At 64.9% G+C, this 26,375-nt stretch carries 20 protein-coding genes and 2 pseudogenes; 7 read left to right on the forward strand and 15 right to left on the reverse strand.

All coding sequences use genetic code 11. The annotated features are described in order from the left end of the window. Positions 1-217: 217 nt before the first annotated feature. Positions 218-421, forward strand: a complete 204-nt coding sequence (locus tag EYW47_RS07340) for a DUF1289 domain-containing protein (RefSeq protein WP_133194166.1) — start codon at positions 218-220, stop codon at positions 419-421. A gap of 171 nt (positions 422-592) precedes the next feature. On the opposite strand, the gene EYW47_RS07345 is transcribed toward EYW47_RS07340, so the two are convergent. The 6 genes from EYW47_RS07345 to EYW47_RS07365 form a co-directional block, all read right to left on the reverse strand. After that, positions 593-1,237 carry an OmpW/AlkL family protein gene (locus EYW47_RS07345; protein ID WP_133194167.1) on the reverse strand — a complete coding sequence of 215 codons (645 nt, stop codon included), beginning with the start codon at positions 1,235-1,237 and terminating at the stop codon, positions 593-595. A gap of 84 nt (positions 1,238-1,321) precedes the next feature. Continuing rightward, complete coding sequence (locus EYW47_RS07350; protein WP_133194168.1) at positions 1,322-2,512, reverse strand: NAD(P)H-dependent flavin oxidoreductase; 1,191 nt, start codon at positions 2,510-2,512, stop codon at positions 1,322-1,324. 170 nt (positions 2,513-2,682) lie between these two features. Next, positions 2,683-4,116 carry an aldehyde dehydrogenase family protein gene (locus EYW47_RS07355; RefSeq protein ID WP_133194169.1) on the reverse strand — a complete coding sequence of 478 codons (1,434 nt, stop codon included), beginning with the start codon at positions 4,114-4,116 and terminating at the stop codon, positions 2,683-2,685. Between the two features lie 293 nt (positions 4,117-4,409). Continuing rightward, positions 4,410-4,571 (reverse strand): hypothetical protein, encoded by a 162-nt coding sequence (locus tag EYW47_RS40790; RefSeq protein WP_165976509.1) that lies wholly within the window; start codon positions 4,569-4,571, stop codon positions 4,410-4,412. 138 nt (positions 4,572-4,709) lie between these two features. Further along, positions 4,710-6,302, reverse strand: a complete 1,593-nt coding sequence (locus EYW47_RS07360) for an ABC-F family ATPase (protein ID WP_133194170.1) — start codon at positions 6,300-6,302, stop codon at positions 4,710-4,712. A 244-nt stretch (positions 6,303-6,546) separates the two neighbouring features. Further along, positions 6,547-7,473 (reverse strand): NAD(P)-dependent oxidoreductase, encoded by a 927-nt coding sequence (locus EYW47_RS07365; RefSeq protein WP_240763578.1) that lies wholly within the window; start codon positions 7,471-7,473, stop codon positions 6,547-6,549. A 231-nt stretch (positions 7,474-7,704) separates the two neighbouring features. Between EYW47_RS07365 and EYW47_RS07370 the strand changes: the two genes are divergently transcribed. Continuing rightward, entirely contained in the window at positions 7,705-7,914 is a 210-nt protein-coding gene (locus EYW47_RS07370; protein WP_133194171.1) for a dodecin, read from the forward strand. A 201-nt stretch (positions 7,915-8,115) separates the two neighbouring features. Here the strand turns inward: EYW47_RS07370 and EYW47_RS07375 are convergent, their stop codons facing one another. The 4 genes from EYW47_RS07375 to EYW47_RS07390 form a co-directional block, all read right to left on the reverse strand. Beyond that, a complete protein-coding gene (locus EYW47_RS07375) occupies positions 8,116-9,201 on the reverse strand; it encodes a BMP family ABC transporter substrate-binding protein (protein ID WP_133194172.1) in 1,086 nt (361 codons plus the stop codon). Positions 9,202-9,348: 147 nt separating this feature from the next. Further along, positions 9,349-10,278 carry an ABC transporter permease gene (locus EYW47_RS07380; RefSeq protein WP_133194173.1) on the reverse strand — a complete coding sequence of 310 codons (930 nt, stop codon included), beginning with the start codon at positions 10,276-10,278 and terminating at the stop codon, positions 9,349-9,351. Positions 10,279-10,350: 72 nt separating this feature from the next. Continuing rightward, complete coding sequence (locus tag EYW47_RS07385) at positions 10,351-11,457, reverse strand: ABC transporter permease (protein WP_133194174.1); 1,107 nt, start codon at positions 11,455-11,457, stop codon at positions 10,351-10,353. Between the two features lie 154 nt (positions 11,458-11,611). Continuing rightward, positions 11,612-13,270: an ABC transporter ATP-binding protein gene (locus EYW47_RS07390; protein ID WP_133194175.1), complete on the reverse strand. Its 1,659-nt coding sequence runs from the start codon at positions 13,268-13,270 to the stop codon at positions 11,612-11,614. Positions 13,271-13,548: 278 nt separating this feature from the next. On the opposite strand from EYW47_RS07390, the gene EYW47_RS07395 reads away from it, so the two are divergent. Then, a complete protein-coding gene (locus EYW47_RS07395) occupies positions 13,549-14,481 on the forward strand; it encodes a LysR substrate-binding domain-containing protein (protein ID WP_103703842.1) in 933 nt (310 codons plus the stop codon). A gap of 132 nt (positions 14,482-14,613) precedes the next feature. On the opposite strand, the gene EYW47_RS07400 is transcribed toward EYW47_RS07395, so the two are convergent. Continuing rightward, positions 14,614-16,035, reverse strand: a complete 1,422-nt coding sequence (locus EYW47_RS07400; protein WP_133194176.1) for an 8-oxoguanine deaminase — start codon at positions 16,033-16,035, stop codon at positions 14,614-14,616. Positions 16,036-16,651: 616 nt separating this feature from the next. Here EYW47_RS07400 and uraH point away from each other — a divergent pair. Further along, a complete protein-coding gene (gene uraH / locus EYW47_RS07410; RefSeq protein ID WP_133194178.1) occupies positions 16,652-17,005 on the forward strand; it encodes a hydroxyisourate hydrolase in 354 nt (117 codons plus the stop codon). A 205-nt stretch (positions 17,006-17,210) separates the two neighbouring features. Next, complete coding sequence (locus tag EYW47_RS07415; protein WP_133194179.1) at positions 17,211-18,404, forward strand: urate hydroxylase PuuD; 1,194 nt, start codon at positions 17,211-17,213, stop codon at positions 18,402-18,404. A gap of 114 nt (positions 18,405-18,518) precedes the next feature. Here the strand turns inward: EYW47_RS07415 and EYW47_RS07420 are convergent, their stop codons facing one another. The 4 genes from EYW47_RS07420 to EYW47_RS07435 form a co-directional block, all read right to left on the reverse strand. Continuing rightward, positions 18,519-20,423 (reverse strand): TolC family outer membrane protein, encoded by a 1,905-nt coding sequence (locus tag EYW47_RS07420; RefSeq protein WP_205710030.1) that lies wholly within the window; start codon positions 20,421-20,423, stop codon positions 18,519-18,521. Then, complete coding sequence (locus EYW47_RS07425) at positions 20,420-22,534, reverse strand: peptidase domain-containing ABC transporter (RefSeq protein WP_133194180.1); 2,115 nt, start codon at positions 22,532-22,534, stop codon at positions 20,420-20,422. The genes EYW47_RS07420 and EYW47_RS07425 overlap by 4 nt, the downstream gene beginning before the upstream one ends. Position 22,535: 1 nt before the next feature. After that, entirely contained in the window at positions 22,536-23,756 is a 1,221-nt protein-coding gene (locus tag EYW47_RS07430) for an HlyD family secretion protein (protein WP_133194181.1), read from the reverse strand. Positions 23,757-23,854: 98 nt separating this feature from the next. Beyond that, positions 23,855-24,718, reverse strand: coding sequence for a hypothetical protein (locus EYW47_RS07435; protein WP_240763579.1), 864 nt, complete (start codon positions 24,716-24,718; stop codon positions 23,855-23,857). A 694-nt stretch (positions 24,719-25,412) separates the two neighbouring features. On the opposite strand from EYW47_RS07435, the pseudogene EYW47_RS42650 reads away from it, so the two are divergent. Beyond that, positions 25,413-25,541, forward strand: a pseudogene (locus EYW47_RS42650) (ESPR domain-containing protein); the annotation flags it as partial. A 48-nt stretch (positions 25,542-25,589) separates the two neighbouring features. Continuing rightward, positions 25,590-26,375, forward strand: a pseudogene (locus tag EYW47_RS42410) (hypothetical protein); the annotation flags it as partial.

Genomic DNA, 26,375 nt, shown 5'->3' on the forward strand with positions numbered 1-26,375 from the left:
ACCTCGCATTCGCCCTGCCGGCCCGGAACCCAACGGCATGACCGGCGCACGCCGCTCATGCACCCAAGACGAGCACACGCATGGCGCCACCGAGCCGTTGCCCCCTCAGCCAAACGGACAAAGCAGACGACGCCGGCGAATCGGTTAACATAGCGGGGTTTTCCGCACGGCCGGTGCACATGCTTGCGCGCCGGCCATCCCGCCCCAAGACATATCGATGGCCTCCAATCTCCACGACCTCCCCGACAGTCCGTGCATCGGCGTGTGCTCGACGCTCTTCGACGACATCTGCAAAGGCTGCGGCCGCACCGCGACGGAAGTCTCGAACTGGGTCTTCCTGACCGACGAGGAAAAGCGCGCCGTCTGGACGCGCATCGAGCACGAGGGCACCGCAATGCGCTTTCAGAAGAACCGCGCCTAGCCGGCCGCGCCTGACCGGTCGTGCCTGGCCGGCCGCACCTGACTGGCCGTGCCTGGCCTGCTACGCCTGACCAGCCGTGGCAGGCCAGTCGAACAAAGCAAAAAAAACGCCGGACTAGCCGGCGTTGCTTTCGTGTCGACGTCGCGCAGGACTCACCTCGCGCGGCGGCGATCAGAACTTCATGCCGACACCCACGCCCACCACGAGCGGATCGATATAGAGTGTGCCGAGCGACGAGCCATTGAGCGACGCGCCCGTGCGCATCCAGATCTTCTTGATGTCCGCGTTCACGAAAACGTTCTTGGCGACCTGATAGTCGACGCCGAACTGCAGCGCCGGGCCGAAGCTATGGTTGTCGATCGACACGGACTGATCGCCCACGTGCAGACCGTTGTTGTAGAACAGCGTGTAGTTGATGCCGGCGCCGACGTACGGCCGGAACACGCCCGCGTTATTGAAGTGATACTGCAGCAGCAGCGTGGGCGGCAGCACGCCAACGCCACCCAGCGCGCCGAGACTTGACGTGATCTGGTTGCGCGACGTACCGAGAATGAGCTCGGCGCCGATGTTGTTCGTCACCATGTAGGTGAAGTCGAGCTCGGGAACGATCGCGTTGTTGACGTCTGCCTTGATCGCATTGAGCGTGCCGCTCGAACCCACCTGCGGCGTGATGGCGATCGCGCGCAGGCGCACGAGCCAGTCGCCCGCATAAATGCCCGTTTCGGGTGTGCTGGCAGCGTGAGCGGCCGATGCGGCGAAAGCCGCACCGAACGCAAGTGCGGCGGCAGCCGCGATGGTTTTGAATTGCCTCTTCATGATGGTTACCCCCGTTATCCCTGCGCTGATTCGCAAGTCCGTAGAAATTGTCAACGGGGGGTTCCATCGCGAATTTGATGGCCGTCAGGTCAGCGCAAATGCCGCCCGATGTGCGACAGCAGGCCGCAAAACGCCGGTCAAAAGCAGCTCCAGCAGGTCCCTTACGCTGCGGATGGCGTTGCCAAATGGCAACGCTTCGCGGCCACGGAAGAACAGGCCATTCGCCACGTCGCCGCGCAACGCCGCCGCAAGACGGGTATCGATGCAGAAATGGCCGAATTTTTCGATGCCGTCGCGCAGACCGCAGATCGACAGACATTCGAGCCCGGTCGGGCACGCATTCTTGACGAGACCGATCTTGTTGCGGATGCGCGACTCGTTGCGCAGGTAACGGTCGAGCCACGGCGTCTTCACCGCACGCGCGGGCAGGCCGGTCACGCTCACGAACTCGACGATATCTTCCGGTTTGGCGTCAACGAGCACGCGCTTGAAATTCGGATGGGCATCGCCCTCCTCCGTCACGGCGAACGGCGTGCCCACCTGCACGCCGTTGGCGCCCGCGTCGAGCCACTTGCGCACGGCCTCGTGGCTGTTGATGCCGCCCGCCACGATGAGCGGCACCTCGCGGCGCGTGATGCCGAGCGACGCATAAACGCTGTCGAGCTCCTCGAAGATGCGATCGAATGCGAAGCGCTCATTGCCCATGTCGGCGATATCGGTCACGCCGAGATGGCCGCCCGCGTGCGCGGGATGCTCGAGCACGACGGCGTCGGGCAGACGCCCTTTTTTCATCCACTTCTTGAGCACGAGCGAAACGCCGCGCGCATCGGAAAGGATCGGGATGAGCGCAATATCCACGCCCTGGGTGAGATCGGGCAGATCGAGCGGCAGGCCCGCGCCCATGACGATCGCATCGGCGCCATGCTCGCAGGCCGCGCGCACGTAGTCGGCATGGGCATTGACCGCCTTCATGACGTTCACGGCGATCATGCCTTTGCCCTGCGCGAGCTTGCGCGCGGCCTCGATCTCGCGGCCGAGCGCGACGAGATTCGCGCGCGCGAGCGTCTCATGCCGAGGGTCGGCGCGGCACAGCGCGACGAGGTCGGCGTGATGATGGCGCAGGTCGATGCTCGCGATGGTGCCGAGCGCGCCTTCGCGCGCGACGCTGCCCGCGAGCCGGTGCGCCGAGATGCCGACGCCCATGCCGCCTTGCACGATGGGCAGCAGTTGGCGGCCGCGGATGTCGAGCGGCGCGAATGAATGTGTAGGAAACATGGAGACCCGCTTTGCGTTGTCGATGGCAAAGCGTCAATGGTCGCGCGCTGCCCACGGACGATATTGATAAATATCAATAAAAAATGCGGAGAACAGCGAAGATCTCCGCATTAATGATGAAAATCAAAACGTCGCACCGAAACCTTTGCAAGGCGCGAAGCGGCTTCACATCAGGGTTTCGGCACCTTGAACTGCATCGACTTGTACTCCAGGTACTCTTCGAGACCATATACACCGTTCTCGCGGCCGTGGCCCGACTGCTTGAAGCCACCGAACGGCGCGGCCATGTTCCAGGTGCCGCCGTTGATGTCGATCTGGCCCGTGCGGATGCGGCGCGCCACGCGTGCCGCGCGCTCGTCGCTGCCGGCCCAGACCGCGCCGCCCAGGCCGTAGGGCGAGTCGTTGGCGATTGCCACGGCGTCATCCTCGTCCTTGGCCGTGAGGATCGTGAGCACCGGGCCGAAGATCTCCTCCTGCGCGATGGCTGCATCGCGCGGCACGCGGCCGAACACGGTCGGTTTCACGAAGAAGCCCTTCGTCACGCCTTCGGGCAGGCCTGCGCCGCCCGTCACCAGCTCGGCGCCATCGGCGATGCCGCGCTCGATGTACTGCTGCACGCGCTCTTGTTGCACCTTCGAGGCGAGCGGTCCGAGCTTCGCTTTTTCGTCGCGCGGATCGCCGACCGTATAGGCTTCGACGGCCTCCTTCGCGAGTGCGCGCGCTTCTTCGTAGCGCGCTTCGGGCACGATCATGCGGGTATGTGCCGAGCAGGTCTGCCCCGAGTTCAGGAAGCAGGCGCCCACGGTGCCCTTCACGGCCGCCGCGAAATCCGCGTCGTCGAGCACGACCGAGGCCGACTTGCCGCCCAGCTCCAGCGCGACGCGCTTGACGGTGGCCGAAGCCACCTCCGACACGCACTTGCCCGCGCGCGTCGAGCCGGTGAACGAGACCATGTCGACGTCGGGGTGACGCGCGAGCAACTCGCCGACCACCGGCCCGTAGCCGGTCACGAGATTGAAGACGCCTGCGGGCAGGCCCGCCTCGTGAATGGCCTCGGCGAGGACGAACGCGTTGAGCGGCGCCACCTCGGACGGCTTGAGCACGACGGTGCATCCCGCGGCGAGCGCGGCGGCCACCTTGAGCGTGATCTGATTGAGCGGATAGTTCCACGGCGTGATGGCCGCGACCACGCCCACCGGCTCGCGCACGACGAGCGAGTTGCCCACGCGCTCCTCGTACTGGAACTCGTTCGCGAGCTTCGCGTAGGCGCCCCAGTTGTAGACGGGGCCGCCCACCTGGATCGCGCGCGCGAGCTTCAGCGGCATGCCCACTTCGCCCGCGATCAACTGGGCGAGCTCGTCGGTGCGGGCCTTGAGGTTATCGGCGATTTTCTGGAGGTAGGCGCCGCGCTCTTGCGGGCTCGTTGCCGCCCATGTGTCGAAAGCGGCGCGCGCGGCGGCGATAGCCGCTTCGGCATCGGCTTCGTTGCCTTCGGGGATGCGGCCCATGACAGCCTCGGTGCCCGAGTCGATCACGTCGATCGTGCCCTTGCCGTGCGGCGCGACCCATTGGCCGTTGATGTAGAGCTGCTCGTAGTTGTTCATGCGGGTACTCCTGTCTCCGTATGGTCCATCTGAGCTCGCGGCCATGCCGCGAAGATCCCGCATTCTAGCGCGGTTGACGCAAACGGAAGGTACGCCGTTGACACAGGGAAAAAGCCATTTGCCCACGAATGCCGAAATTGAGATGGGCTGCAGCATGCGTGCCTTAAACTTCCCGCCGACTTGTTACGGAGGAGTAAAGAAATGAATTGGCTCGCCCCTCGTAGCCGTCCGCGTAGTGGCCGGATCATCGCAGTTGCAGCAGTGACCGCGTTCTTGCCCGCCCTGGCTTTATCTCAGACATTCTCGACGGGTGCAGCCACGCCCTTCGCACCGCCCCCGCCCAACGGCTCAACCAGCTTCTCGAGCACGTTCTCGAGTGCGCTTGCACCGGAAAGGTCGTCAGACACGCCCGGCAGTGTCTCGGACGGCCCGCCCACGGTGAAGAACAACGACATGATCGGGCATTGGAAGACGCTGGACGACAACACGGCACGGACAGAGGAATAGGCCCTGGCACCCAGACGCTCGAAGCAAAACGGGCGACGCATTCGCGCCGCCCGTTTTCATTCGTGGCTCAGACTACGAGCCGAACCTCAATGCAGGCCCTGACTCGCAAGGAAGTCCTCGTAGTTGCCGCTGTAGTCGTTGATCTTGCCGTCGGTTTTCACTTCGATGATGCGGTTGGCGAGACCGTTCACGAACTCGCGGTCGTGCGACACGAAGATCAGCGTGCCTTCGAACTTTTCGAGCGCGATCTGCAGCGACTCGATCGATTCCATGTCCATGTGGTTGGTGGGCTCGTCCATGAGCAGCACGTTGTGGCGGCCGAGCATCAGCTTGCCCCAGATCATGCGGCCCTTCTCCCCGCCCGAGAGCACCTTCACCGACTTCCGGATGTCGTCGGCGTTAAAGAGCAGACGGCCGAGCGTGCCGCGCACGGACTGCTCGTCGTCGCCTTCCTGGCGGTACTGGTCGATCCAGTCCATCAGCGTGACGTCAGCCGGAAACTCTTCGTACGTATCCTGCGGCATGTAACCGATGCTCGCGTTCTCGGCCCACTTCACCGAGCCGTTATCGACGGCCAGATTGCCCAGCAGCGAGCGCAGCAGCGTGGTCTTGCCCGCGCCGTTTTCGCCGATGATCGCGATGCGCTCGCCCGGCTGCACGCTGATGCTGAATTTGTTGAAAATCCTGCGCTCGTACGTCTTCGTGATTTCTTCCGCGACCACGGCAATGTTGTGCAGCTTCTTCTCGAACTCGAAGCGGATGAACGGGTTCTGGCGCGAAGACGGCTTGAATTCCTCGATCTTGATCTTGTCGATCATCTTCAGGCGGCTGGTCGCCTGGCGCGCCTTGGACTTGTTGGCCGAGAAGCGGCGCACGAAGTCCTGCAGGTCGGCCACGCGCTCCTTCGCCTTCTGGTTGGCGGCCTGCTGACGCTCGCGCGCCTGCGCCGAGGCCAGCATGTAGTCGTCGTAGTTGCCCGGCCAGACCTTCAGCGTGCCGTAGTCCATGTCCGCCATGTGCGTGCAGACCTGGTTCAGGAAGTGTCGATCGTGGGAGATGATGATCATGGTCGAGTTGTACTCGTTCAGAACGTCTTCCAGCCAGCGGATCGAATTGATGTCGAGGTTGTTGGTCGGTTCGTCGAGCAGCAGCACGTCCGGCTTCGAGAACAGCGCCTGTGCGAGCAGCACGCGCAGCTTCCAGCCCGGCGCCACGCCGCTCATCGGGCCGTTGTGGAACTCCGTGCCAATGCCGATGCCGAGCAGCAGCTCGCCCGCGCGCGCCTCGGCCGTGTAGCCGTCGTACTCGGCGAACTTCGCTTCGAGTTCGGCGGCGTGCATATAATCGTCGTCGGTTGCCTCGGGGTTCGCGTAGATCGCGTCGCGCTCGGTCATCGCGGCCCACATTTCCGTGTGGCCCATCATGACGACGTCGAGCACGCGCACATCTTCGTACGCGAACTGGTCCTGACGCAGCTTGCCCAGACGCACGTTCGGCTCGAGGATGACGTTGCCGGAGCTCTGCTCGAGGTCGCTGCCCAGGATCTTCATGAACGTGGACTTGCCGCAACCGTTCGCGCCGATCAGGCCATAGCGGTTGCCTTCGCCGAATTTGACCGAGATGTTCTCGAACAAGGGCTTCGGCCCGAATTGCATGGTGATGTTGGCGGTAGAGAGCACAGCGCGTCCCGGTAAGTAGATCGACGAAAAACCTGTAATTTTAGCAGGTTATGCCAGTTCGCGCGCGGCTGCCAGCGCTCTGGCCTCGCAGGCGCGCCCTGGAAAATTACCGGAAATTCGTGGCAGATTCGTGCCGGCAATGCCTGGACTGCCGGATGGCAGTCTGGGGAGCCCGACGGGTGCCGGGGGCCTGGGACTTGTGAACCAGGGGAGCCGCTTGCCGCCTGCCCCCCGAGCCGCGGCATCAGCCGCGCCGCGGTATCTGCAGGACGTCGACAAAGCCCGAAAGGTCCGCCTCGGCCAGTCCCATCGCCGCGCCCAGGCGCAGGATTTGCTGCACGGTGCCCGCGACCGGCATGGGCGTGCCGGTCTGGCGCGCGGCGTCCGCGACCGTATCCACGTCCTTCTGGAACGTTTTCAGCGCACCGATTGGCGCGAGGCCCTCCTGGGTCATGCGCGGCACGAACGTGCGCAGCAGCGTGGAATCGGCCCAGCCGCCCGCGAGCGCCTCGGGCAGCTTGGCGGCGTCGATGCCGCTGCGGCGCGCGAGGCCCACCGCCTCGGCGATCGCCGCGACCGTCGCCGTGACAATCGCCTGATTGCACAGCTTCGTGGTCTGGCCCGCGCCGGGACCGCCCATGTGCGTCACCCGCGCCGCGTAGGCGGCAAGGATCGGCGCAACGGCATCAACGTCTTGCGCCGCCCCACCCGCCATGACCGCGAGCGAGCCCGCCTGCGCGCCCGCCACGCCGCCCGAGACCGGCGCATCCACCCAGCCCACGCCAAGCGCCGCCGCGCGCGCGGCCAGCTCGCGCGTCAGCTCGGGCGGAATGCTCGAATGATCGACGATACAGCGCACGCGCACGCTTCGCCCGCCCTCGCCTTCACGCTCCACGGCGGCCAGCAAGCCGTGTTCGCCGAACACCACCTGCTCGACCGCGGCGCCGTCCGCGACGCACAGCAGCACCACGTCCGCATGCTGGGCCAGCTCCGCCGGCGTGGCGGCGACCTGCGCGCCATCGTCAACCAGCGCCTCGGCCTTCTCCGGCGTGCGGTTCCACACGCGCACCGCGTTACCCGCGCGCAACAAGTGGCGGATCATCGGCGCGCCCATCAAGCCCGGTCCGCAAAATCCCAGTTCCTGCTTCTGCATCTTCTTCGTCTCCTGCATCGTGTCTCGCTACGTTCCAGCTCAGGCCATTTCAAAATCCGCGTCGCGCCGTCCAACCCTGGCCGGCATGGCCGATGCGGCGCAATGGCGAGGCGCCATGATACCGGCACGGCATTCATACCGGCACGGCATTCGCACCGGCGGTCTGCCGCTCGCCGGGCTGTTGCCTATACTCGATTGACGCGTGTGCCGAACGCCCCGCGCGCCGTCCGCAAAAAAGGAGACATTGTCATGAACGACCACGTCTACAAGCAGATCGAACTCACCGGCTCGTCCACCGTCTCGAGCGACGACGCCATACGCTGCGCCATCTCGCGCGCCTCGAAAACCCTGCGCCACCTGCATTGGTTCGAGGTCACCGAAACGCGCGGCATGATCGAAGACGATCAGATCACGCGCTGGCAGGTGACGATCAAGGTCGGGCTGCGCATCGACGAGTGAGGTACGGGCCGCGAAGCCGGGCTGCATGCGCCCGGCTTCGTGCCCTAAAAAACAAGCGGCTGCGCGAGCCTTGAAGGCTGCGCGCAACCGCATGGTGCTGCACAGACCGGACGGCAAGCGCGGCCCGGACGTTAGGATTTCGCCTGCTCCGGGACGATTGCGGCACGCCTCGCGCCGCAATCGCACCCCCGCGCCGTGCGCTTACTTCGGCAGCGAGCCGTCCACGCCCTCGACGTACCAGTTCAGGCGCTGGAGTTCCGGATCGGTCAGCGTCTTGCCGGCCGGAATCTTGACCGCGCCCGTCTGATCCTTGATCGGGCCCGTGAAGACGTCCCACTTGCCGCTCGCGATCTGCTCGCGCTTCGCGGCGACGGCCTTCTGCGCGTCGGCGGGCAACTCGGCCGTGTTCACGTCGCCGAGATCGACGGCCTTTTGCGGAATGCCCCACCAGACTGGATCGTTCTTCCACTTGCCGTCCAGCACCTGCTGGATCGCGGCAACGTAATAAACGCCCCAGTTAGCCTCCACCGACCCCAGGTGCGCGTGCGGGCCGAACTTCTTCATGTTCGAATCCCAGCCGAACGCGTGAACGTGCTTCTCCTCGGCGGTCGCGAGCGTCGCGCTCGAGTCGGTGTTTTGCAGCAGCACGTCGGCGCCCTGGCCGATCAGCGTCTCGGCCGCCTGCTTCTCCTTACCCGGATCGAACCAGCTATTGATCCAGATGACCTTGGTATGCACCTTCGGATTCACCGAGCGCGCGCCGAGCGTGTATGCGTTGATGTTGCGCACCACTTCGGGAATCGGCACCGAGGCGACGAAGCCGAGCGTATTGGTCTTGGTGGCATAGCCCGCCGCGACGCCCGCGAGATACGCACCCTGATACATGCGCACATCATAGGTGCCGAAGTTCGCGGCCTTCTTGTAGCCGGTTGCGTGCAGGAACACGGTATCGGGGAAGTCCTTCGCGACCTTCAGTTCGAAGTCCTGATAACCGAAGCTCGAGCCGAAGATGATCTTGTTGCCCTTGCTCGCGAGATCGCGGAACACGCGCTCCGAGTCGGCGGATTCGGGCACGTTCTCCACGCGCGTGATCTTGATCTTGTTGCCGAACTTCTGCTCGACCATTTTCGAGCCCTGATCGTGCGCGTAGGTCCAGCCGGCGTCGCCCGGATTGCCGAGATAGACGAACGCAACGCCCGGCGCGTCGGCGGCCTGAGCCTGCGGCGCGAGCGCCGCCGCGCCGCAGGTTGCGGCAACGGCGAAAGCGGTCAGGATGGTTTTTCTCATCGTGGATCTCCTGTCGTGGATAGGGATACTGCGAGCGTTCGAATCTTCTGCGGGGCGCCTGGACAACCCAGCCGGCCGCGAGTCAGCCTTGCCTGAGCGGACTGACCTGCGCGGCCCCACCTAGGCAGCCCGACCTGGGCGACCCACCTAGGCGGCCCCATAAAACGGCTTGCCGAGCGAGGCCGGCGCGTTCAGGCGGATCGTGTTCGGGTTACGGGAAATGAGCACGAGCACGACGATCGTCGCCACATAGGGGAGCATCGCAAGGAACTGCGTGGGCACCGGCACGCCGACGGCCTGTGCATAGAACTGCGCGCCTGTGACCGCGCCGAACAGCAGCGCGCCGATCAGGAGGCGCCCCGGCCGCCAGGTCGAGAACACGACGAGCGCGAGCGCGATCCAGCCGCGCCCCGCTGTGATCTGCTCCTGCCACAAATGCAGCTGGACGACCGAGTAGTAGCTCCCCGCGAGCCCCGCCATCGCACCGCCAAACGCCGTCGCGCAATAGCGCACGCCGGTCACCGGAAAGCCCACCGAATGCGCGACCTGCGGCGACTCGCCCACCGAGCGCAGCACGAGCCCCGCACGTGTGCGATAGAGAAACCAGCCGACCACGGCAAACATCAGGAATGCGAGGTAATCGACGGGCGTGAGGCTGAAAAACGCCGGCCCGACCACGGGCAGATGCGAGAGGCCCGGAATCGGCCAGGCGCCGATCGTAGCCGAGGTGGCCGCCGAGGTGTACGGCTTGCCCACATACGCCGAAAGCCCGACGCCGAAGATCGTCAGCGAGAGTCCCGTGGCCACCTGATTGGCCTGCATCGTGAGCGTGAGAAAGCCGAACAGCAGCGCCATGACGATGCCCGCGCCCATGCCGGCCAGCAGCCCGAGCCAGGGGTCGCCGGTGATCGTCGTGAGCGCGTAGCCGGTCACAGCGCCCATCAGCATCATGCCTTCCACGCCTAGGTTGAGCACGCCCGATTTTTCCGTGACGAGCTCGCCCACGCCCGCGAACATCAGCGGGATGGCCGCGGTGACGGCGCTCGACGCGAGCGAGCTGGCTTGCTGGATATCCATGTCGTGGAGCCTCTTTCGAATGCTTTTTCGTGGGTGCTTTTTTGTGGACGGTTCGATCGACGGATCAGTGCTTCAGCGCGCAGCCGCAACAGGGTGACGCCGGCGCACGCGGTAGTTCACGAAGAGGTCCGCGCCGAGCAGGCAAAACAGCAACAGGCCCTGGAACACGCCCGAGAGCGCCTGGGGCAACTGCAGCGAGGTCTGCACCGCTTCGCCGCCCAGATAGAGCAGCGCCATCAGGAGGCTCGCGAGCACGATCCCGACCGGATGCAGCCGCCCCACGAACGCGACGATGATCGCCGTGAAGCCGTAGCCGGGCGACCAGGTCGCTTGCAACTGGCCGATCGGGCCCGCGATCTCGCCCATGCCCGCAAGGCCGGCGAGGCCGCCGGAGAGCAGCAGCGAGGTCCAGATCGTCTTCTTCTCCGAGAAGCCCGCGTAGCGCGCGGCGAGCGGCGCGAGGCCGCCCACGCTCATGCGATAGCCCGCGAAGCTGCGGCGCATGAAGAGCCAGACGAGCGGAATGGCCGCGAGCGTGAGGAAGATCGACGCGTTCAGACGCGTGCCGCGCAGCCAGTGGATGCGCCAGTCGCCGCCGAATGTCGGATAGAGCGCGTCGCCGCTGAACATCTCCGAAAGCGGGAAGTTCATGCCATTCGGGTCGCGCCACGGACCGCTCACGAGCCAGATCAGCAATTGCGTGGCGACGTAGGTGAGCATCAGGCTCGTCAGGATCTCGCTCGTGTTGAAGCGGCTCTTGAGCCAGGCGGGAATCGCCGCCCATGCCATACCGCCCAGCACGCCCGCGAGCATCATGAGAAACAGGATCCACCAGCCGCTCGACTGATCGAAGTAGATGGCCACCCCGCTCGCTGCGATGCCGCCCAGCACCATCTGCCCTTCCGCGCCGATGTTCCAGACGTTGGCGCGGTAGCCCGCGGCGAGACCCAGTGCGATCAAACATAGCGGCGAGGCCTTGAGCAACAGCTCGGACCAGCCGTTGATACTGGAAAGCGGGTCGATGAAGAACGCGTGCATCGCCTGCACGGGATCGCGCCCGACGAGGCCGAAAATCACAAAGCCGATCGCGAGCGTGAGGAGTGCGGCAACCAGCGGCACGGCGATGCGAACTGTGCGGGAAGGCGTCGTGCGGGCTTCGAGGCGGTACGGAAAGGTCATGATGACGATATCGGCAATCGGTCCGGTGGTCGTGGTTTCGGCTCGGGTGGAGAACTTCGGGGCGCGCTTCGCTCAGGTCTGCGTCATGGGTCTTTCACGTGCCCGTCGCGTTCATATCGGGCGCACATTGCGCCTGCATCGCAGACCGGCAGCGTCACGCATGCGCGGGAGGCGCGGCCGGCTCCGCGGGCGGCGGCCCGCCGTCCGGGCGCCCGGCCTGCTCGCCACGATTGCCGAACAGGCCCGCCATCCAGCGGCCGATCTCCTCGGCATTGGTCTCGCCCGTGAGACGCGCGGGCGAAAGCCGCCCGCCCGCAAGCACCGCAATGCGGTCGCAGATGTCGAAGAGCTCTTCGAGCTCCTCCGAAATCACGAGGATCGCCACGCCGCGCGCAGAAAGGTCGAGCAACTGCTGCCGGATGAACGCCGCCGCGCCCACATCCACGCCCCAGGTGGGCTGCGCGACCACCAGCACCTTCGGCGCCTGCAGGATCTCGCGCCCGACGATGTACTTCTGCAGATTGCCGCCCGAGAGGCTCTGCGCAAGCGCGTCGGGGCCGCCGCAGCGCACGTCGAAGGCGCCGATGCAGCGCTCGGCGAACGCGCGCATCGCGCCGGTCCTGAGCCAGCCCGAACGCACCATGCCCTGGCGATGCCCCGTGAGCAGCGCGTTCTCCGAGAGCGACATCGCGGGCACGGCGCCGCGTCCGAGCCGCTCCTCGGGCACGAAGGCGAAGCCCAGCTTGCGCCGCGCGCCGGCGGAAAGGCGCGCGGCGGGCTTGCCGCAGAGCGTCACGGAATCGGCGGCCGCGCCGTGGCGGCCCGCCCGGGACTGGAACGCGTCGCGCGCCTCGCCCGAGAGCGCAGCGAGCAATTCCGCCTGGCCGTTGCCGGACACGCCTGCAATCCCCAGGATCTCGCCGGCGTGCACGGCGAACGTGACGTTGTCGAGCGAAGTGCCGAACGGGTCCTCGCTGGGCATCGACAGATGCTTCACGTCGAGCAGCACCTCGCCCGGCGTATGCGCGCGGCGCGTATAGGCGGGCAGCTCGTGGCCCACCATCAGCCGCGCGAGCGAGGCATGCGTTTCCTCGCGCGGAATCACGTTGCCGGTCACCTTGCCCCCGCGCAGCACCGTTGCCGTGTCGCAGAGCTCCTGGATTTCATCGAGCTTGTGGCTGATATAGAGAATGCTGCAGCCTTCCGATGCCAGCCGGCGCAATGTGCCGAACAGCTTGCGCACGGCCTGCGGCGTGAGCACCGAGGTCGGCTCGTCCATGATCAGCAGGCGCGGGTTCTGCAGCAGGCAGCGCACGATCTCCACGCGCTGGCGCTCGCCCACCGTGAGGCTGTGCACGTGGCGCTGGGGATCGACGTCGAGCCCGTATTGCGCCGACACCTCGCGGATGCGCTGACCGAGCGCCTTGAGGTCGAACGCCTCGTCGAGCGAGAGCGCGATGTTCTCGCCCACGGTGAGCGTTTCGAACAACGAAAAATGCTGGAACACCATGCCGATGCCGAGCTTGCGCGCCGCAGCCGGGTTCGGGATTTCGACCGCCTCGCCTTCCCAGCGGATTTCGCCCGCGTCCGGGCGCACTGCGCCGTAGACGATCTTCATGAGCGTGCTCTTGCCCGCGCCGTTCTCGCCGAGCAGCGCGTGAATCTCGCCGGGCGCGACCGTTAGCGTGACGTTGTCGTTCGCTCGCACGGCCGGATATTGCTTCGTGATGCCCGCAAGCGCGAGCCGCGGGACGCGCGCGTCTGCGCCCCCCGCGTGTGGACTGCCGGCCAGACGTGAAGAAGAATCGCCCATGGAGGTTCCGCCGTAGTACGTTATGGCTATCTGTGTTCTGACGTGGTGCGGTGCCGCTCGATGCCGCAGCGAGCCCCCGTGAAGCCTCGCCGTTTGAAACGACAATACCTTGTTAGCCGTGCCAGCGTCGAGCCGCCAAAAATCTGCGTACCCCGCGCCAGGCCGCCCCGACAGGGACGCCTGGTGGAAGCCTCCCTTGACGGCCTTTGCTGTTCATATTAAAAAACGTATACTCACAAAGCCCCTCGATCAGCCTAAACATATAATCCGGAGAGTTCATGAGCCAGCAACGCGAGGCGATCGACACGTACCTTTTGCGCGTCTTGCACACCCTTTTGATGGAGCGCAGCGTCACGCGCGCCGCCGTCAAGCTCAATCAATCGCAACCTGCGATCAGCGCGGCGCTGCGGCGCCTGCGCGACATTACCGGCGACCCGCTCCTCGTGCGCGGCAAGTCCGGCATGGTGCCCACCGAATACGGCCTGCGCCTGCTCGAACCCGTGCAGAATGCCCTGCGCGAGATCGAGCGCATTCGCTTCCAGCAGCACAATTTCGATCCGGCCACGTCCATCCGTTGCTACCGCATCGGCTGCCCGGACTACCTGAACGTGCTGTTCGTGCCCACCGTGGTCGAGCGTTTTCGCCAGGCCGCGCCCAATGCCACGCTCGAGTTTCATTCGCTTGGGCCCGCGTTCGACTACGAGCTCGCGCTCGAAGAGGGCAAGCTCGACATCGTGATCGGCAACTGGCCCGAGCCGCCCGAGCAATTGCACCTCTCGAACCTGTTCGTCGACCAGATCGTCTGCCTGATGAGCAATACGCATCCGTTCGCCAAGCGCGGCGGGCTCACGCTCGACCAGTACCTGAACGCGCCGCATCTCGCGCCCACGCCCTACTCCGTGGGCCAGCGCGGCGCCATCGACGTGCACCTCGCGCGTGAGCGCCTCAAGCGGCACGTGGTCGTCACGCTGCCGTACTTCAACCTCGCGCCCTACGTGCTCATCAAGTCGGATCTCGTCTTCACCACGACGCGCCTGTTCGCCGACCACTACGCGCGCTTCCTGCCGCTCACGGTCGTGCCCGCGCCGCTCGATTTCCCGCCGATGCAGTACTACCAGTTGTGGCATGAACGTTGTCATTACTCGGACGAAGTACGCTGGTTACGCAGCCTCGTAGCCGAAGCGACGAAGACGCTGATCGACAAGCCCTGAACGGTACGCGACGCGGCCACGGCGAGATAACGGTCCGGCGTCGCGTTACGGCACTTTCAACGTAGTTTCGCCACGGGCGGCGCACACACGCGCGCCGCCCGCTTCATTGGCACCCTCTGCCGCTTCTACCCTTTACCTCGCCGACTGCACGAGCTGCCCCGCGAGCCGGTTATGCCGCTCGATCACGGGTCCGAGTTCGACCGTCTGCAACACGCCTTCCTTCACGACGATCTGCCCGCCGATCACCGAGAGCGCGACCTGCGACGGCGCGCAGAACACGAGCGCCGCCACCGGATCGTGCAACGCACCGGCAAAGAGCGGCTGGTTCAGGTCGAAGGCGATGAAATCGGCGGCCATGCCCGGTGCGAGCGCGCCGATGTCGTCGCGGCCCAGCACGCGTGCCCCGCCCAGCGTGGCGATCTCGAGCGCTTCGCGCGCGGTCATCGCGTCAGGGCCGAAGCCCACGCGCGCGAGCAACATGGCCTGACGCGCCTCGGCCACCATCTGTGCGCCGTCGTTCGAGGCGGAGCCATCCACGCCCAGGCCCACCGGCACACCCGCGAGCCGCATTTTCTTGATGGGCGCGATGCCCGAGGCCAGCCGCATGTTCGAGCACGGGCAATGCGCGACGCCGGTGCCGGTGCGCCCGAACAGGCCGATGCCGTGCTCGTCGAGCTGCACGCAGTGCGCGTGCCAGACGTCGCGGCCCACCCAGCCCAGATCCTCGGCGTACTCGGCGGGCGTCATGCCGAACTTTTCCCGGCTATAGGCGATGTCGTTGACGTTTTCCGCGAGGTGCGTGTGCATGGACACGCCATAGTGGCGCGCGAGCGTCGCCGACTCGCGCATGAGGTCGCGGCTCACGGAGAACGGCGAGCACGGCGCCACCACGACGCGCAGCATCGCGTACCGGCCCTCGTCGTGATAGGTCTCGATGAGGCGCTGGGTATCGGCGAGAATCGCGTCTTCGTTTTCGACCACGGAGTCCGGCGGCAGGCCGCCGTCCTTCTGGCCGACGCTCATGCTGCCGCGGCTCGCGTGAAAGCGCATGCCGATCTGCTGCGCGGCGCGGATGCTGTCGTCGAGACGGCTGCCGTTCGGGTAGATGTAAAGGTGATCGCTCGAGGTCGTGCAGCCCGAAAGCAGCAGCTCGGCCATGGCCGTGAGCGTCGAGACCTCGATCATCTCGGGCGTGAGGTTCGCCCAGACCTTGTAGAGATTCGTGAGCCAGCCGAACAGCTCGGCGTCTTGCGCGGCGGGCACGGCACGCGTGAGGCTCTGGTACATGTGGTGGTGCGTATTGACGAGCCCCGGCAGCACCAGATGGCCGCGCATGTCGAGCACTTCGTCGGCGGTGTCGGGCAACTCGTCGCTCGGGCCGACCGCGACGATGCGGTTGTCTTCGACATAGAGGCCGCCGCCGCGGATCTCGCGCCGCGCGTCGTCCATCGTCACCAGCATGTCGGCGTTCTTCACCAGCAGGGTCTTGCCGCGGCCTTGCGTTGTGCCCTGCGCTGCGCTCTGGGCGCGCGATGTGCGGTTGGTGGGTTCCATCGTGTCTGTTCGCTCCGTTGTCTTGCCGCGGTGCACGCCTCGCGCGGGTTGGCGCGCGGTACACCGCGTTTGAGATACCGTGAATGTGAAGCAGACGCCCTCGCCGCACGCGCCGGCCATCGGGGAACCCGGTGCCGACGCGTCCCGACTGCAGACGCCGCTGGCCCGGTTACCCAGCGCCTGGCGCCGTCTTCGGGACGCGCGGCACACCTTCCGGCGAGCCGCGCATGAGCGTTACCTTCCGTGGCCAAAAATACGCTGACAATTCGCCCAGACGAGATACCCAAATTCACGCGATTCATATAAAGGTCGATTTTTGGCAGGTTTACGATGCTGCCATGGGTGAAAACCCGAACACGGAACAGGCCCGAAAGCCCCATGGAGCAAGGCCCGGAGCGCGAGGCACATGCTGCCGGCATTATCTTTCCTATCGCTCGCGCGCTTATGCCGCAATCGTTCTTAAAATGCGTGCACGGCGCTCGCTTCGATCCGCCGACGGGTATGTAGCCACAGCTGACGTGGAGCCTCGATCCGCCGCAAGAATCTTCGGATTCAACGGATCGGGCTACCGCCGAAACCTCGCAATGACACCAGGAAAAGACAAGGAAAACTGCGAATGGGCAAGCTGACTACCCACGTGCTCGACACCGCGAACGGCCGTCCCGGCGCGGGCATCAAGGTCGAACTCTATGCGCTCGACGGCGAGGCACGCCGTGCGCTGAAGACCGTCACGACCAACCACGACGGCCGCTGCGACGAACCGCTGCTCGAAGGCACGGCACTCGTCACGGGCGAATACGAACTGGTGTTCCACGCCGGCGACTACTTCGCCGCGCTTGGCGCCAAAGTGCCGGAACCGCGCTTCGTCGACCGCGTCGTGCTGCGTTTCGGCATCGCCGACACCGGCGCGCACTACCACGTGCCGCTGCTCGTTTCGCCGTGGGCGTACAGCACCTATCGCGGTAGCTGAGCGGTCCTGCGCAACCAAAAACGCATAACAGCATAGCAACGAGACTGGCGGCAAGCGCGCGCAAGCGACGCCCCGCTTTTGCGGCGCCGAACTTTCTCACGGCGTTTGGCGCGAGGCCGGATCATCCGGGTCCTGCGCGCCGCCCCCCAGTCAGCGCGAGACGCATCGCCGTCCGCGCGCAACGAATCAGGAGTGGAGGAGTTTCATGGAAGGCTTTATTACCGACTGGCTGAACCTCGCATTGCGCTGGTTCCACGTCATCGCGGCCATCGCCTGGATTGGCGAATCGTTCTACTTCGTCGCGCTCGACAACAGCCTCAAACCGCCTACGGACCCGAACCAGCGCCGCCGCGGCGTGTTCGGCGAGCTGTGGCACGTGCACGGCGGCGGCTTCTACAACATGCAGAAGTACACCGTCGCGCCGCCTGAAATGCCGGACGACCTGCACTGGTCGAAGTGGCCCTCGTACACGACGTGGCTCTCGGGCGCGTCGCTGTTCACGGTGCTGTACCTGATGGCGCCGAACACGTACCTGATCGACAAGAACGTGCTCGACATGGGCCCCGTGGTCGCGGTCTTCTCGGCGCTCGGCTTCCTCGCCGCCGGCTGGATCGTCTACGACTCGCTGTGCCGCGTGCTCGGCACCAACGACAAGCTGCTCGGCGTGTGCGTCGGCATCTATGTCGTGATCGCAGCCTACCTCGCCTGCCACATTTTCTCGGGCCGCGCAGCGTACCTGATCATGGGCGCGATGCTGGCGACGATCATGTCGGCGAACGTGTTCTTCGTGATCATCCCCGGTCAGCGCAAGATGGTCGCGGCGATGCTCAAGGGCGAAACGCCGAACCCGATCTACGGCAAGCGCGGCAAGCAGCGCTCGGTGCACAACACCTACTTCACACTGCCCGTCGTGTTCGCGATGCTGTCGAACCACTACGCGATGACCTACTCGCACGCCTACAACTGGGCCGTGCTCGTCGTGATCATGCTGGCCGGCGCGCTGATTCGCCAGTTCTTCGTGATGCGTCACCGTGGTCAGCAGCTGTGGTATCTGCCGATCGGCGGTGTGGTGCTGATGTTCGTCGCGCTGGTCTGGACGCTGCCGCGCCCGGTCGTGCCGCAAGCCGAAGCCGCGAACGCCCCGACGCTCAAGATCTCGGACATCCAGCCGATCCTGACGCAGCGCTGCGCGACCTGCCACTCGGCACACCCGACGATGATGGGCTCGGCGCCCGCCGGCGTGATGCTCGATACGCCCGACGAGATCTCGCAGAACGCCCAGCGGCTGTATCAGCAGGCTGTCACGCTCAAGGCCATGCCGCTCGGCAACGTCACGCACATGACCGACGACGAGCGTCAAAAGATTGCCGCGTGGTTCGAAGGCGGAGCGAAGCAGTAATCGCCGCAGTCACGGCTCAAGCAGCCTGGCAACACGAAAAAAGCCCGAAGCGCTACGCTTCGGGCTTTTTTCTTTGGTCGGTACAGTCTGGTAAGCGGCGCAAGTGCGCAACGCTCAGGGAGCGAGCGGCACGTAAGCATTACGCAGGACCGGCACCGCGGGTGCCATATCCGATGCAGAAAGCACACGTGGTGCCCGCGGCGATGTCGATGTCGATGTCGATGTCGATGTCGATGTCGATGTCGATGTCGATGTCGATGTCGATGGCGATGGCGATGCCGATGTCGCTAGCGCAGTCGATGGCGATGGCGATGGCGCGAGCGCGAGCGCGAGCGCAGGCACTGGCACTGGCACTGGCACTGGCACTGGCACTGGCACTGGCACTGGCACTGGCACTGGCGCGGCCATGATGGCGCTTTGCGGCGGCAACGTCGCCTCGCGCTTCGGCACGGCGGGTGCCTCGCTTTGCGCCGTCGGTCGCGCGAGAACGGGCAAACGAGGACCGGCATCCCGCACCACCGGCGCGTCAGTGCGCGACGTCGCTGCTACGGCTGCGCGCGGACCGCTGGCGATTTTCTCTACAGCATTCACGTCGTGGCGCGCCGGCGTCTTGACGGCATCAGCCTGGCTTCCTGTGGCTGGCACCGGCTGCGCTGGCGGCGCCGGCATTGCCGCGCTGGTCGCCTGCCCGCGTTCTTGCACCCCGCCCCCGGCAAAGAGCTGCGCATTGATGCGCCCGACTGCGTCGAGATCGAGCGTGGCGGTTTGCGAGAGCAGCTTGAGCAAAGCGAGCACGGCGTCATAGCGCGCGCGAATCAGGTCGCGCCGGCTCGCATAGAGCGTGTCGGTCGCGCGCAGCACATCGAGGCTCGTGCGGCTACCCACGCCGAAGCCAATGCGCGTCGCGTCGAGCGCCGTCTGCGCACGCCCCACGACCTGCTCCAGCGCTTTCACGCGCGCCTCGCCCGCGCTCACGCGCAGCCACGCATCGCGCGCGCCGGCGCCCGAGTCGCGCACCGCCGCGTCGAGCTCATCGCGAGCCTTGTCTTCCAGCGCCGTCGCCTCGGCAACTTTCGCCGTGATCTCGCCGCCCGAGAAAATGGGAATCGTGACCGAGACCATGCCGGTCGTCGTCGTCGTGGGTCTCGAATAGCCGCCCGCAGCGCCGGCCGGCGTGTGGGTAACCTGCAAATCGACCGTCGGATAACGTCCCGCGCGCGCCTTTTCGGTCTCGAACTTCGCGATCTGCAGCGCCACCTCGCCGATCTGCACCGTATAACCCTGCGTTTGCGCCTGCGTGACCCACGGCTCGACGTCGGGAGGCTGCAACTTCGGTGCGCCGCCGGACGGCAGCGGTGCGAGCGTCTCCACGTTCTTGCCGGCGCGGCGCTCGAGCGCCGCGCGCGCGAGCCGCGCCTGGCTCTGCGCGTCGAGCAACTGCAGTTGCGCCTGCGCGCGGCTCGCCTCGCCGTCCTGCACGTCGATGAGCGTCGCCTCTCCGGCCGCCTTCGCGCGCATGACCAGCGCGAGATGCGCATCGAGCGCGCGCGAATAGTCAGTCGCCCGCGCCACTTCGTCGCCGGCGGCGAGCGCGTCGAAATACGCCTGCGCCACCGCGAGGATCGTGTCCTGCGTCACGCTGGCCGCCTGCAGGTGGGCACGCGCCACCTCGTAGTCGGCCTGCCGGTAAGCGGTCCAGCTCGCCCAGTTGAAGAGCGGCTGCGTCAGCCCGATCGTCCAGCCGCTTTGCCAGTAGTGCTGGGTCGGGAAATCCTCGGTCACGATGCCGTTATAGGCGCGGCCCCATCCGCCGGTGACATGAGGCAGAAGTCCCGCGCGCGCTTTGGGGACGGCCTGTGCGGCGGCGCGTGAAGCCGCGCGCGAGGCGGCGAGCGACGGGTCGTGGTCGAGCGCGTCGTCGACCACGGAAAGCAGGTCCGCGGCGCGCGCCCCACTCACGAGCAGGAGGCAGGCAAACGCGATCGCGCGCACGGCGCGCCGTGGACGAGCGCCGCTCATGCCATGCCCTCCATCGCGGCGCCGGCGTGCTCGCGCTCGACACGCACGAACGCGCCATCGACGAGCCGGTAGTGCTTCTCGAAGCCCTCGGCCATGGCAACGTCGTGCGTGATGACCACGACCGTGCGATCGAGTCGCTGGAGCAGCGCCGATATGCGCCGCACGGCAACGGGGTCGAGATTCGAAGTCGGCTCGTCGAGCAGCAGCAGCTCGCGCCGCTGATACAGCGCGCGGGCCAGCAGCAATCGCTGCCGCTGCCCTGCGGAGACATTCGCAAGAGAATCGCTGATGATCGTGCGCGTGCGCATCGGCAAGCGCATCACGTCCTCGAGCAGCCCGACCTCATCGAGCAGCGCGAGAATGCGCGCTTCGTCGGGATTGCCTTCGAACAGCGAAATGTTGTCGGCGATCGAGCCGTGCAGGATGATGTCGCCCTGCCGCATGTGGACGGCGTGACGGCGGATCTCGTCGACGCTCAGATTGGGCCATGCAATCCCGTTGAGCGTGATCTCGCCTTGCTGCGGCACTTCCGAAGCGGCGAGCAATTTGAAGAGCGTGGACTTGCCCGCGCCCGACGGTCCGGTGATGACGATTTTGTCGCCGCGCGCGATATCGATGTTCGCCCCCGCGAGCACGGGCTGGTCTGAAACGCCATAAGCGAAAGTCACGTTGCGCACGCCGATGCGTTCGAATTCGCGCACCTCGACGGTCTTGTGCATGTCAGCGAGCGCCGTATAGCGCTCCGGCTCACAGGCGACGATATCGTCGACCCGGGCGACGGGCACGCTCAGCATGTAGTACGCAAAGCCCGTATTGATGGTGGCGGCGATCCGCTCGGAAAAGAGCGCCTTGTAGATCATGAACGAGTAGAAGGCACCGACGGAGAGCACGCCGCCCAGCATCAGCTTCGCGGCGAACCAGGTGACGGCGAGCGTCTCCACGTGCATGAGCAGCTTGAGCACCGCGTCGCGCGTGGCCGAAAGCCGGCTGCTCTGGAACAGCGCCGAGGCATAGGTGCGAAAGAGCTCCATGTAACGCGCCACGCGGCGCGTCTCGCCTTGCGAAAGCTTGATGAGCGACGCGCCGCGCACGGTCTCGAAGAGTGCGTCGTCGCAACGGGCCCCTTCCTGCAGAACGCGTGCGTGCGCGTCGCGCATCGACGCGAAGATCGCCCCTGAAACAATGATGTAGACAGCAAAGATCACCAGCACGACGACGGATAGTTTGGCGTTCTGAACGAACATCAAAAGCATCGCGAGCAAACCGACCGTCACGTCGATGCAGAACGACACGGCCTGACGCGAGCCGAATACGTTGATCTCCTCCTGGGACTTGAAGCGCGTGAAAATGTCACCGACGTTGCGCTTCTCGAAGTAGGCGATAGGGACGCGCAGCAGGTGCGCAAAGAGCCCCTCCGTGGAATTCACGCTGATGCGCGCATACAGCAGCTCGACGAGCACGCCCTGCACATACTGGCTGAGCGCGCCGACGAGGAAGATCGTCCCGAAGGTGAGCGCAAGCACGTTGAGCAGCTCGAGATTGTCCGCGGCCACGACATGATCGAGCGCGAACGAGCCGAAATAAGGCTGCGCGAGGATCGCAAACTGCGCCCCGAGCGCAACGAAGAGAATCTTCCCAAACTGACCCCGCAGTTGCGGATTGAGCGCACGCAGGCGCGCAAGCGCAGCGGGCACCCGTGAGCGCCGCTTGATCTGCGTGAGCGCCGGGGTTGGCGCGCATTCGATCAGATAGCCGGAAACGCAAGCGAGGAAAGTGTCCAATGCAATACGCCGGCGTCCGACCGCCGGATCGAGCAAGGTGACGTAGTTGCGCGTCGCGCGCTCGAACACCACGAAATGCGCACCGCCGAAATGGATGATCGAGCCGCGCTTGATTTCGCCGACCTGCGACGCGTCGAAGCGGAACGCCTGGACTTCGAGGCCGAAATCGGTTGCCGTATCGTACAGGTCCATCAGCGAAAGACCGTTCGCGGAGATCGGCCGATACGCCGAAAGCTCGCGCACCTCCGTGGCGCGCCCGAAATGCGTGAGCACCATGGCAAGACACGCGTAGCCGCACTCGGCGACTTCGTTCTGGTAAATCACCTGCATTTCAGCCTCGCACGATCTTGAACAGCGGCTCGAGCACCCATTCGGCGATGGTGCGCCGCTCGACGACGACACTCGCGGTCGCCTGCATGCCCGGCAGAATGTCGAAACGCTGCGAGCCGTAATGGAACGTATGACCGGGCAGCGTGACCCACGCGACGTACTCGTCGCCCTGGTCCGGCGGCGTGCCGCCGTTGCCAGCGGCCGCGGCAGCTTCCGGCCCGGTGGGAGCCGACGCTGCGGCTACCGTCGTGCGCGAAATCGAGTCGATGCGCGCTTCGTATGAGCCGAAGCGCGCATAGGGAAACGCGTCGAACTTCAGGCGCACCGTCTGCCCCTCGTGCACGAAGCCGCGGCGGCGCGACGGAATGCGCAATTCGGCGCGCAAGGGTTGTGTCGGATCCGTGACGATCACCATTGCGACGTCACTGGGCTGAAGCGTGCTCCCCTGCACGAGACGCGAGAACGTCACCGTGCCCGCTTTCGGTGCTGAAATAGTCGCGTCGCGGCGGTTTTGCTCAAAGCGCGCATCCGCTTCCTGAAGATCGCGCGCATGGCTCGCTTCGAGTTCGTTGAGCTGCGCGGTGAGCGAGGTCTGACTGTTCTGCAGGTCGGCAAGCGCCGCCACCGTCTGCTGCCGACGCGAGGACGCCTCCGCACGCGCGATACGGCTCTGATGCAGGTCCGCGCGCGCCTGCTCGACACGGTCGGCGGCGACATAGTCCGAAACAGATTCGAGGCGTGCGAGCTTCTTTTGCGCCTCGCTCACAAGCAGACTGTTCTGCGCGCCCTGCACGTCCAGCTCGGCAAGCTCGGCGCGACGGCTCGCTTCGTTCGTGCGTGACGTGGCGAGCTGGCTCGTGAGATCGACATGCCGCTGGGTGTAGCGCGCGTCAGCGGCGCGACGCTCCTCGTCGCGCACCTGGGCGTCGAATACGGTCCGACGCATACCGTCACTCGCGAGCGACAAATCGCGCTCGACGCGAAAAAGCGGCTGGCCGGCACTCACCTGCTCCGGTGGCCGAACGTAGATCGACGAGATCAGTCCGCTCGCGCCTTGAATCTTGATTTCCGCAGGCGACACGATCTCGCATCGCACGTCCTGCTTGAGTTCGACTTCATGCGTAAAGGCAAATGCAACGCCCAGCACGACGATCGTCGATGCCGCATAGGCAATCCAGCGCCAGCGGATATCCCGGAACTCGGGAAGATAAATCGGTTCCACGTTGTTATAAATCCCCGCGACCGGTCGTGCCGGCCGATCGTGTATTCTCCGGCGCTATGCGCCGATTGGTCTGCTCACGCGGCTATTTGTAACGATTCCTAACGGGTCGCGGCGAAGTGATAGACCGACGGATGCCCGGCGTAGAGCCAATGCGGATAATTCTCGCGGCGCGCAGTCTCGATATTGTTGGCGAGACGTTGCGGCGCGGCGGCATCGGCAAGTGCGATGGGCTCGAACATCCTCATGCCGAAGCGCCCTTTCTCAAAGCTCAGATAGAACGGCAGCAAAAGCGCATCCACGGGAGTGCCGAGTCTGAAGACGCCGTTGTGCAAGCGCGCCGACTTGCTGCCGATCGTCACACCGACCGTCTCCATAGGATATTTGGCCAGCGTAAACGGCGGAACGTCGGAAAACACCACCGCTACGCCGTCACGACGCAGTGCGCGTATGACCCGCAAACCCAAACCGTTGCGGCTTTCGCGACCTTTTTCATCGTAGGTGTAGAGGACGCGAAGCGAAGGAATCATCGCAGCGTCGTTGCCGTAAATGTCTCGCGGCACACCGGACACGACCGCCATCGACTCCAGACCCAACATGCGGCGCACTTCGTCTACCACATAGATGTTCGCGTATTGCGATACGTAGTGAAATGGCGAGAGCACCACGACACGACCGGGTTCGTTTGCCTTGATCTGCTTGATCCGCGAAGCCAGTTGATGTGCGGCAGCACGCAAATCGGGCCACGCGTCGCGGCGCAGCGCGCGCCCGGCGTAAATGCGTTCGTCGAGCCACGCTTCGCGCACGTTTGCGCTCATGGTGCGCAACGCATCTGCGCGCGCGAGGCCGACGTCGATGCGCCCAGTCTCGTAGCGCGACACGCCAGTCGCACGAAGCCGGCCGTCATAGGCCGCCCGGATCATCCAGTTGGCGAGTGCAATTCGCTCGACCGCCGCGAAAGGCAAGCACGCAAGCAACCTTCGGCGCAGCGCCAGCCGCCGTCTCGCGAGTCGTGCGGAAAGACGTTTGAGGGATTGCGAAAGTACGCCGGCGGTCATATGCATGGCCCAACGAAGTCGGAACGAGCTCTCGTCCAAAAAGCAGAAAGGGGGCGTCCCCCCTTTCGTTCAGCTCAGGCGATTAGCGCGGAACCGGCGTCGGGTCCGGCTGCGGCTGGTTCTTGGACTTGCAGCAACCGCCTGCGAGTTTGGCGTTGGCGAGTTGGCCGCGATCGATTTTTTCCATTTCTGGTTCTCCAATGGATAGGTGAAAACCACCCCGTTTTGGTGGCGCGGCTATCTTAACAGGTGGAATTAAATCCAATCCATCGTTGACATATTTTCATAATAATTTACATAAATCCACAATATTCTTAATTAATTGGCTTTGCTGATCACATTAATAAGAATATTGATTTATCTCTTCCGTCAAGCTGTAAAAATAATTGCGCATGCCCCATGCACAAAAAAATTCGCCATCCGGAATTGATAACAGATTCGAACCCGAATTAAGAATATTCGTATTCCTGACACCCGTGTTCCACCAATAGAGTTGCGCAACGCATCGCCAAAACTTGGCTTTTTTTTCGAGATCCAGGCATTCACCAGGATGTCAGAGGCGCATGCGCGGACTAAAATCAACTCTAATATGGTTTCCTGAATGAATAAGACCTATCGCTCAGTCTGGAGCGAAACAGACCAAACTTGGGTCGCGGCGCCCGAAACCGCCACGGCTCACCGCAAATCTTCACGCCGCCTCGCCGTCCTCGCCACTGGGGCTGTCGGACTCGCAACAAGCCTCTCATCTGGTTCAACATTTGCCGCGCCAGTTGGAACTGTGGGCCAAGGCGGCCTTGAGATTTGCTCGGGCGCAAAGGGGTACGCGTGGGGCTACAGCGGCGGCAGCGAATCGCTGGACTGCTCGACCGACGGCAAGGGCACAAGCGACGGCCTCGCCTTCTCGCTGAACAACGCGGCCGATACGAAGGGCGGCTACGGGTTCGGCGCATCGACGGCGCAGGTGGCCGGCTACACGAATGGCACGCTCAATATCCGCGGCGCGAGCGTCATGGTTTATGGCCCGACGACGTTCGACAGCGTCGTCACGATGAGCAACCAGAAGATCGTGCAACTCGCGCCGGGCAAGATTTCGGCGGACAGCACGGAGGCCGTCAACGGCTCGCAGCTCTATGCCATCTCTTCTGGCATCGGCAACGCGGTGCAATACGACTCGCCGGCAAAGAACTCCGTCACCCTGGGCGGAGCCAATACCAGCGCACCGGTCGCACTGCATAACGTCGCCAACGGTGTGCTGTCGCCTGTCAGCGCCGACGCCGTCAACGGCGCGCAGCTCTACGACACCAACTCGAACATCTCGAACCTCTCTGGCGACGTCACCAACATCCAGGGCGACATCACCAACATCAACGGCAAGCTCGCCGATGCGGTGGTCTACGACTCGTCGGCGCACAATTCGGTGACGCTCGGTGGCGCAAAGGCCAGCGCACCGGTCGCACTGCATAACGTCGCCAACGGTGACCTTTCGGTAGCCAGCACTGACGCTGTCAACGGCTCCCAGCTCTACGCCACGAACTCGAACATCTCGAACCTCGCTGGCGACGTC

The organism is Paraburkholderia silviterrae, from assembly GCF_004353915.1.
GTDB classification, from domain to species: Bacteria; Pseudomonadota; Gammaproteobacteria; order Burkholderiales; family Burkholderiaceae; genus Paraburkholderia; species Paraburkholderia silviterrae.

Excerpts from the sequence above, each read along its gene's own strand:
- EYW47_RS07340 (WP_133194166.1), top strand. The coding sequence starts at position 218 with ATGGCCTCCAATCTCCACGACCTCCCCGACAGTCCGTGCATCGGCGTG.
- EYW47_RS07345 (WP_133194167.1), bottom strand. The coding sequence starts at position 1,237 with ATGAAGAGGCAATTCAAAACCATCGCGGCTGCCGCCGCACTTGCGTTC.
- EYW47_RS07350 (WP_133194168.1), bottom strand. The coding sequence starts at position 2,512 with ATGTTTCCTACACATTCATTCGCGCCGCTCGACATCCGCGGCCGCCAA.
- EYW47_RS07355 (WP_133194169.1), bottom strand. The coding sequence starts at position 4,116 with ATGAACAACTACGAGCAGCTCTACATCAACGGCCAATGGGTCGCGCCG.
- EYW47_RS40790 (WP_165976509.1), bottom strand. The coding sequence starts at position 4,571 with ATGTCGTTGTTCTTCACCGTGGGCGGGCCGTCCGAGACACTGCCGGGC.
- EYW47_RS07365 (WP_240763578.1), bottom strand. The coding sequence starts at position 7,473 with ATGCAGGAGACGAAGAAGATGCAGAAGCAGGAACTGGGATTTTGCGGA.
- EYW47_RS07370 (WP_133194171.1), top strand. The coding sequence starts at position 7,705 with ATGAACGACCACGTCTACAAGCAGATCGAACTCACCGGCTCGTCCACC.
- EYW47_RS07375 (WP_133194172.1), bottom strand. The coding sequence starts at position 9,201 with ATGAGAAAAACCATCCTGACCGCTTTCGCCGTTGCCGCAACCTGCGGC.
- EYW47_RS07380 (WP_133194173.1), bottom strand. The coding sequence starts at position 10,278 with ATGGATATCCAGCAAGCCAGCTCGCTCGCGTCGAGCGCCGTCACCGCG.
- EYW47_RS07385 (WP_133194174.1), bottom strand. The coding sequence starts at position 11,457 with ATGACCTTTCCGTACCGCCTCGAAGCCCGCACGACGCCTTCCCGCACA.
- EYW47_RS07390 (WP_133194175.1), bottom strand. The coding sequence starts at position 13,270 with ATGGGCGATTCTTCTTCACGTCTGGCCGGCAGTCCACACGCGGGGGGC.
- EYW47_RS07395 (WP_103703842.1), top strand. The coding sequence starts at position 13,549 with ATGAGCCAGCAACGCGAGGCGATCGACACGTACCTTTTGCGCGTCTTG.
- EYW47_RS07400 (WP_133194176.1), bottom strand. The coding sequence starts at position 16,035 with ATGGAACCCACCAACCGCACATCGCGCGCCCAGAGCGCAGCGCAGGGC.
- uraH (WP_133194178.1), top strand. The coding sequence starts at position 16,652 with ATGGGCAAGCTGACTACCCACGTGCTCGACACCGCGAACGGCCGTCCC.
- EYW47_RS07415 (WP_133194179.1), top strand. The coding sequence starts at position 17,211 with ATGGAAGGCTTTATTACCGACTGGCTGAACCTCGCATTGCGCTGGTTC.
- EYW47_RS07420 (WP_205710030.1), bottom strand. The coding sequence starts at position 20,423 with ATGAGCGGCGCTCGTCCACGGCGCGCCGTGCGCGCGATCGCGTTTGCC.
- EYW47_RS07425 (WP_133194180.1), bottom strand. The coding sequence starts at position 22,534 with ATGCAGGTGATTTACCAGAACGAAGTCGCCGAGTGCGGCTACGCGTGT.